At 69.6% G+C, this 5,949-nt stretch carries 5 protein-coding genes and 1 pseudogene; 5 read left to right on the top strand and 1 reads right to left on the bottom strand.

What is annotated here, in order from left to right; genetic code table 11:
* Positions 1-395, bottom strand: a 395-nt coding sequence (locus BMW99_RS38790; RefSeq protein ID WP_143080630.1) for a helix-turn-helix domain-containing protein, incomplete at its 3' end; no start/stop codon positions are given.
* 543 nt (positions 396-938) lie between these two features.
* On the opposite strand from BMW99_RS38790, the gene BMW99_RS38785 reads away from it, so the two are divergent.
* The 5 genes and pseudogenes from BMW99_RS38785 to BMW99_RS38765 all read left to right on the top strand — a co-directional run.
* Entirely contained in the window at positions 939-2,369 is a 1,431-nt protein-coding gene (locus tag BMW99_RS38785) for a hypothetical protein (RefSeq protein ID WP_069467256.1), read from the top strand.
* A gap of 337 nt (positions 2,370-2,706) precedes the next feature.
* Positions 2,707-3,315: pseudogene (locus BMW99_RS38780) on the top strand (aldehyde dehydrogenase family protein); the annotation flags it as partial.
* A 103-nt stretch (positions 3,316-3,418) separates the two neighbouring features.
* A complete protein-coding gene (locus BMW99_RS38775) occupies positions 3,419-3,898 on the top strand; it encodes a hypothetical protein (protein WP_069466529.1) in 480 nt (159 codons plus the stop codon).
* 495 nt (positions 3,899-4,393) lie between these two features.
* Positions 4,394-5,431: a hypothetical protein gene (locus tag BMW99_RS38770; RefSeq protein ID WP_069466530.1), complete on the top strand. Its 1,038-nt coding sequence runs from the start codon at positions 4,394-4,396 to the stop codon at positions 5,429-5,431.
* Positions 5,432-5,554: 123 nt separating this feature from the next.
* Positions 5,555-5,949, top strand: a 395-nt coding sequence (locus BMW99_RS38765) for a helix-turn-helix domain-containing protein (protein ID WP_143080630.1), incomplete at its 3' end; no start/stop codon positions are given.

The raw sequence follows: 5,949 nt of genomic DNA, 5'->3' as shown, positions 1-5,949 counted from the left end.
GGGTCGGTGACGACCTGCACGTTCACCCTGTTCCTTTTGTGCTTCGCCGAGTAGTCGGCCCTGCCGTCGCCGACGCGGTCGCCCTCGGCGAGTGTGCTGTCCAGGAGAACGAAGTCCGGGGCGTGCTCGCGCATGGTCTTCAGCAGGCCCGGCGCCTGCTCGGCGAGCAGACCGGTGACGGCGGTGACGTGGGCATGGGCGGTGCCGACGGATATCGCGAAGGCCTCGGAGATACGGGCGAGGGTCTCGTGGCCACGCAGGTACACGAGTGCGACCAGCGCACGCCGGTGCGGCGGGAGTTTGCACCGCCGGTCACCTTCACGGGTGACGATGAGCATCGTGACCCACTCGACCAGAGCGTGGGGTAGGTCGAGTGCGGCAGGATACGGAACCAACAGGGCTCCTGTGCTGCTGAGTCGAGACGTCGAACACCTCGCTCAACGGCGCGGGAGCCCTGTCCGTTGCGCCCCTACGCCCACGCCGCCCCGTCACCCGATCAGTGGCCACCTTGAAAACGCTCATTGATCTCCTCGGGTGAGTACGCCGCACCTCGGCAGGGGCGTGGGCCGAGCGACGTTCGATGCGGAGAAGACCGGCAACGGGGACGCAGGGTTGCGCCAACTCCTTCTGCGAATTCCGTCCGATGCGCCTGCCTGATTCACCGTCACATCGGGCGGCGCAAGGGGCGGCGAGGGCGCGCGCTTGCACGGGTTGTCGTCCACCCCTGGTGCTGACCGGCCCGCAACAGCACGGGAGCACCGTCATTGGCCGTCGACATCGAGCGGAGACGTTCCAGGTCAAGGCCAGGAAAAAATTCGGCGCGTGTCGTCCCATTCGCCTCGATGGTGCCTCCAGGCACACGATATTCCGCTGACACCGGTCGGAGTCCTCCCTACGCTGCAGTCCGAACCAGACCAATTCCCAGGGGGGGAACCTAGATGACGATTCTGCATGTCCCGCGCCGCCGCGCCGCGGCACTCACCACGGCCCTGGCTGCGGCGGCGGCCGCCGCGCTGGCCGCAGCGGCGCCCGCCGGCGCCGCGGATCCGACCGATCCGGTCCTCACGATGCAGCAGCCGGCGGCCCAGGCCGTCGCCACCGCCGCGGCGCCCGGCGCGGTCACCACGATCACCCCGAGCCTGATGTACACGATCAGCGGAACGAGCGTGAACACCCAGGCGACCATCACCATCGACGCTCGCAGGCTTGCCAAGATCGCCGACGTCACGTTCTCCGACAACTGCACGGTCCAGCAGTCCGTCGCCACCTGTGGCGAGTTCCTGTGGTGGGACGACGTAGCGCCGAACTCCCGCTATGGCCTCATGACCCAGATGCAGGTCAGTGCCAAGGCGGGTGTCGCGGCCGGGGCCGCCGCCTCCTACACCGTCTCGGGGACCGCGGACCACGCCACCTTCGTCGGGACCACCGGTTCCGTCCGGATCGGCGGACCCGCCTTCGCACAGGGCGGGTTGACGGGCAGTACCGGCCTCGCGGTCGGATCGACCGTCAGCGAGCCGCTGGAGTTCACCAACCGCGGCGACCGCCCGGCGGCCGCCGCGCAGGCGCTGTTCATGGCTTCACCCGGGCTGACCTTCGCCGACCACTTCGCCAACTGCACCTACAGTTCGGTGCCGAACGACCGGCAGGCGGAGGAGGCCCTGTGCACCTTCCCCGGGCCGATCCAGATCGGTGAGCACGTGGCCCTGGCCACCCCGGTCCGGCTGAATGTCACCTCCACCGCGTACGCCACCTATCTCGACGCCCTCACCGCCCCTGAGGGCGATCCGTCCATCGTGGCCCAGACGACCGGCCGTACCTGGACCAAGGGCACCGGCGCTGCCCTGGGGCTGACGGTGCTGGACCCCGGTCAGACCTCCACGGTCCCGGCGGGCAAGGTCTCGCTGGACTTCAGCGACGGCAGCAGCGACTACGCGGTCGCCAGCCTCCGGGCGGTGAACACCGCGGACTTCTCGGTGACGGGCGCGAGCAGCCAGGCGGCTCAGGGCTCCACGGTCGAGATGGACTTCAGCATGCTCAACAACGGGCCTGCCACGATCTTCAACCGCGGCGGCGACAGCGTCGGCATCAGTGTCACGCCGCCGCCCGGCACCACCATCGTGGGCTCGTCGGCCAACTGCCAGCCGAGTCAGTACGACAACCCTGAGGTGACCGCCCACGGCCCGTACGCCTGCAGCGGCGGCTACCTCGTGCCGGCGGGCCAGATGACGCCCTTCAGCCTGACGCTCCGGGTGGACTCGGTCGTCGCCGGGGCCACGGGCACCGTCGCCATGGACTGGGGAGACCCGAGTTGGCGCCCGGACTACGACCAGAACGCGGCGGACGACAGTGCGACGCTGACCCTCAACTGACGTCGCTCCGCCCCAGCACGCGAAGCCCCCGCCCGGGTACAGGGATCGGGGGCTTCGCCCTGCCCGGACTGCGCGGCCGACGTTGGCGGCAAGGATTGCGCCTGCGCGGGGGAGCTCGCGGAACTGAGGGTGGCGAGGCGGTTGATGTCGCGGCGTGCCGGGATGTGGGGGCCCTGGCCGCGCAGTTCGACGGTGCCGATCATTGCCTGTCCCAGGAGCTCGGTCGTCGTGGTGTGCCGCGGAACGAGGCGGTGCAGCAGGGGGTAGAGCCATGAGGTGAGGCGGTAGGTCCAACGGTAGGCCGCGGTCTTGGAGACCGCACCGCTGCTGGGGCGGCTCCCTGCTCAACAACGGAGAAGCCTGCATCGCGCTCACCCGGATCCTCGCCCCGCGCAGCCGGTACGAGGAAGTCGTGACCGGACTCAGGGAACTCGTGGAGTCCCTGAAGGTCGGAGACCCCAGCGCTCCCGACACGTTCATCGGCCCGATGGTCCGCCCCGACCAGCAGGAGCGTGTGCGCGACTACATCCGGCTCGGTGTCGAGGAGGGCGCCCGGCTGGTGACCTGCGGTCCGCAGGTCCCCGAGGGCCTGGAGAAGGGCAACTACGTCATGCCGACCGTGTTCGCCGACGTCGACAACTCGATGCGGATCGCGCAGGAGGAGATCTTCGGCCCGGTCCTGGTCGTCATCGCCTACGACGACGAGGACAACGCCGTCCGCATCGCCAACGACTCCGAGTACGGGCTCGCCGGCGGCATCTGGTCCTCCGACGAGGAACACGCCCTCGCCGTCGCCCGCCGGGTGCGCACCGGCACCCTCACCGTCAACGGCGTACCCACCGGCTACGACGGCCCCTTCGGCGGCTTCAAGAACAGTGGGATCGGCCGCGAGTTCGGTACGGTTGGCCTCGGCACCTACACCGAGTACAAGTCCATCACCATCTGACGCCGCAAGGCCCGCACAAGCCCCGCCGCCGCGCGGGGCTTCGGCGTGTCACAGGTCAGTCATCTCGCCTTCACGGCCGCCCCCGGTACACGACGCTCACCGGATGCGTACCCGTATCGCCGCCGCCACGTTGGCCGCCGCCGCACTCCTCACCGTCACCGCCTGCTCCTCCGGGAAGAGCGACGGCAAAGCCGACCGGCCCGCCGCCACCGGCAGCACCGCGGGCGGCCCCGCACCCGCCGCCGGCACTCAGGACCCCGCGGCCGCCGACAGGGCCGCCCTCACCAAGTCCGTGCAGGACTACACCGCGCTCTTCTTCGCAGGTGATCCCGACGGCTACGACCTCGTGTCCGCCCGATGCAAGCTCGACATGACGAAGTACGGGTGGGCCGTCCTCGCGAAGAAGGGCCACCACGACCACGGCTCCCAGAAAGCCACCGACATCACCATCGACGAGCTGTCCGGGAACCTCGCCCGCGTCAGCTACGGCGCCGGGAACATCCCCGCGATGACCCGCAAGGCGCAGCCGTGGGCGCGCGAAGGCGGGACGTGGCGGTGGGACGCCTGCCAGGCCACCGGCTGATAAACGCGCGCATGGCGCCCCTGGGCCGTCACGGGCGCCGCGACCGCGGGGAGGTGACCGTGGCCGGCACCCCCGGCAACCCCCGCAACGGCAGGCCCTACCGGCGACTTTGCGCGCCGCGTCGGCCCCGAGTCGCCTGCGCTCGGCGGGAGTGAGGGGGAGGCGGCCGGTGGCGGCCGGCGCGTAGTGCCGGTCATCCCAGTTCAGCGGCAGCGCTCGTCTGAGCAGCCCGTCGAGGACGGTCCGGACGTCGTCGGCGAAAGTCATCAGCACGACAGATCATGATGCGCTCTGCACCCAAAGTGGATGAGGACAGCGGTCCGAGGGGCAGGAGACCTCCGGGGCCGGCGTTCAAAGCCGTGACCTGGTCGGATGAATGATCGGCACCCGCATTGTCGTCACCGCAGCTGAGCTGGTCGGTCTCTCCGGCAGGCGAGCACCGGCGCCGGTCGAGGCGTCAGGGCACTGTCCGTGGCTGATGACAAGATCCTCGATATGGTCTTCTTACGTACTACTCCGCCGCGGCCTGTCGACGTCGCCGTGATATTTCCCGAGCTGGTTCCGTTGGCGCGTGCCGCGACACGGCTGCATCCTCGTCCCGGCGCGCCCCTGGTGGGGGACAGCTCTGTGGGGGGCCCGTTGCTGTGGCCCGCGGAGGAGCCGTGGCCGCACTGCGGAGCGGTGCACCGCGTCAGCCGGAGCAAGTCGCCGGCGGCGATCCGACTCGACCGGCGCAGACGAGCCCGACTCGACCGTGATCCTCACGGCCCGGACTACACGCCGGAGGAGAGGGGGATCCACGAGCGCGACAACGCCAGGTTCATGGAGCGACTCGACTCCGGACCCCCCTGGCCCGAGGAGATGCCGATGCCCATGATCCCCGTGGCCCAGCTGTATGTGCGCGACGTCCCTCTCCTGCGGCCGCCCGGGCAGGCCGACATGCTCCAGGTCCTGTGGTGCCCCTACGACCATGAACCGTTCGCCACACCCGCGACCACGCTGTTCTGGCGGTGTGCCGCAGCTGTCGGTGACGTGCTCGCCGTACCGCCGCAACCCTACGAGGTGAATCGGGACGGCTACGTGCCGGAGCCCTGCCACCTGGCACCGGAAGCGATCACCGAGTATCCCCACAGTCTCGAACTCGGGCCGGAGATGCGGCTGATGGTGGGTGACCGGGTCGACGACAGGGACGCGGACTACCCGGAGCAGTTCTACGACGGCAATCTGGCAAACGCCCCCGGCTGGAAGGTCGGCGGCTGGCCGCCGTGGGGCCGCACCGACCCTGCTCCCCGACACTGCAGTGTCTGCGAGGTACAGATGGTCCCGCTGCTGACCATCGCCACCTTCGAATGGGACTACGGCACGCGCGGCTGGGCTCCGTACGAGGACGAAGCCGACGCCTACGCCGCCGGTCATCGCGCCGACCAGAACCCTGCCCAGCCGACCAAGGTGGAAGTCGGCAGTGGCGACAGTATGCAGCTCTACGTCTGCCCGACCTCCCCCGAACATCCGCACGCGGACCGGATTCAATGAGCGTTTTCAAGGTGGCCACTGATCGGGTGACGGGGCGGCGTGGGCGTAGGGGCGCAACGGACAGGGCTCCCGCGCCGTTGAGCGAGGTGTTCGACGTCTCGACTCAGCAGCACAGGAGCCCTGTTGGTTCCGTATCCTGCCGCACTCGACCTACCCCACGCTCTGGTCGAGTGGGTCACGATGCTCATCGTCACCCGTGAAGGTGACCGGCGGTGCAAACTCCCGCCGCACCGGCGTGCGCTGGTCGCACTCGTGTACCTGCGTGGCCACGAGACCCTCGCCCGTATCTCCGAGGCCTTCGCGATATCCGTCGGCACCGCCCATGCCCACGTCACCGCCGTCACCGGTCTGCTCGCCGAGCAGGCGCCGGGCCTGCTGAAGACCATGCGCGAGCACGCCCCGGACTTCGTTCTCCTGGACAGCACACTCGCCGAGGGCGACCGCGTCGGCGACGGCAGGGCCGACTACTCGGCGAAGCACAAAAGGAACAGGGTGAACGTGCAGGTCGTCACCGACCC

The organism is Actinacidiphila rubida, from assembly GCF_900110255.1.
Taxonomy (GTDB): domain Bacteria; phylum Actinomycetota; class Actinomycetes; order Streptomycetales; family Streptomycetaceae; genus Actinacidiphila; species Actinacidiphila rubida.
The sequence above is the reverse complement of the archived record's forward strand: the minus strand, read 5'-3'. Positions and strand labels throughout refer to the sequence as shown.

Excerpts from the sequence above, each read along its gene's own strand:
- BMW99_RS38770 (WP_069466530.1), top strand. The coding sequence starts at position 4,394 with ATGGTCTTCTTACGTACTACTCCGCCGCGGCCTGTCGACGTCGCCGTG.
- BMW99_RS38785 (WP_069467256.1), top strand. The coding sequence starts at position 939 with ATGACGATTCTGCATGTCCCGCGCCGCCGCGCCGCGGCACTCACCACG.
- BMW99_RS38775 (WP_069466529.1), top strand. The coding sequence starts at position 3,419 with ATGCGTACCCGTATCGCCGCCGCCACGTTGGCCGCCGCCGCACTCCTC.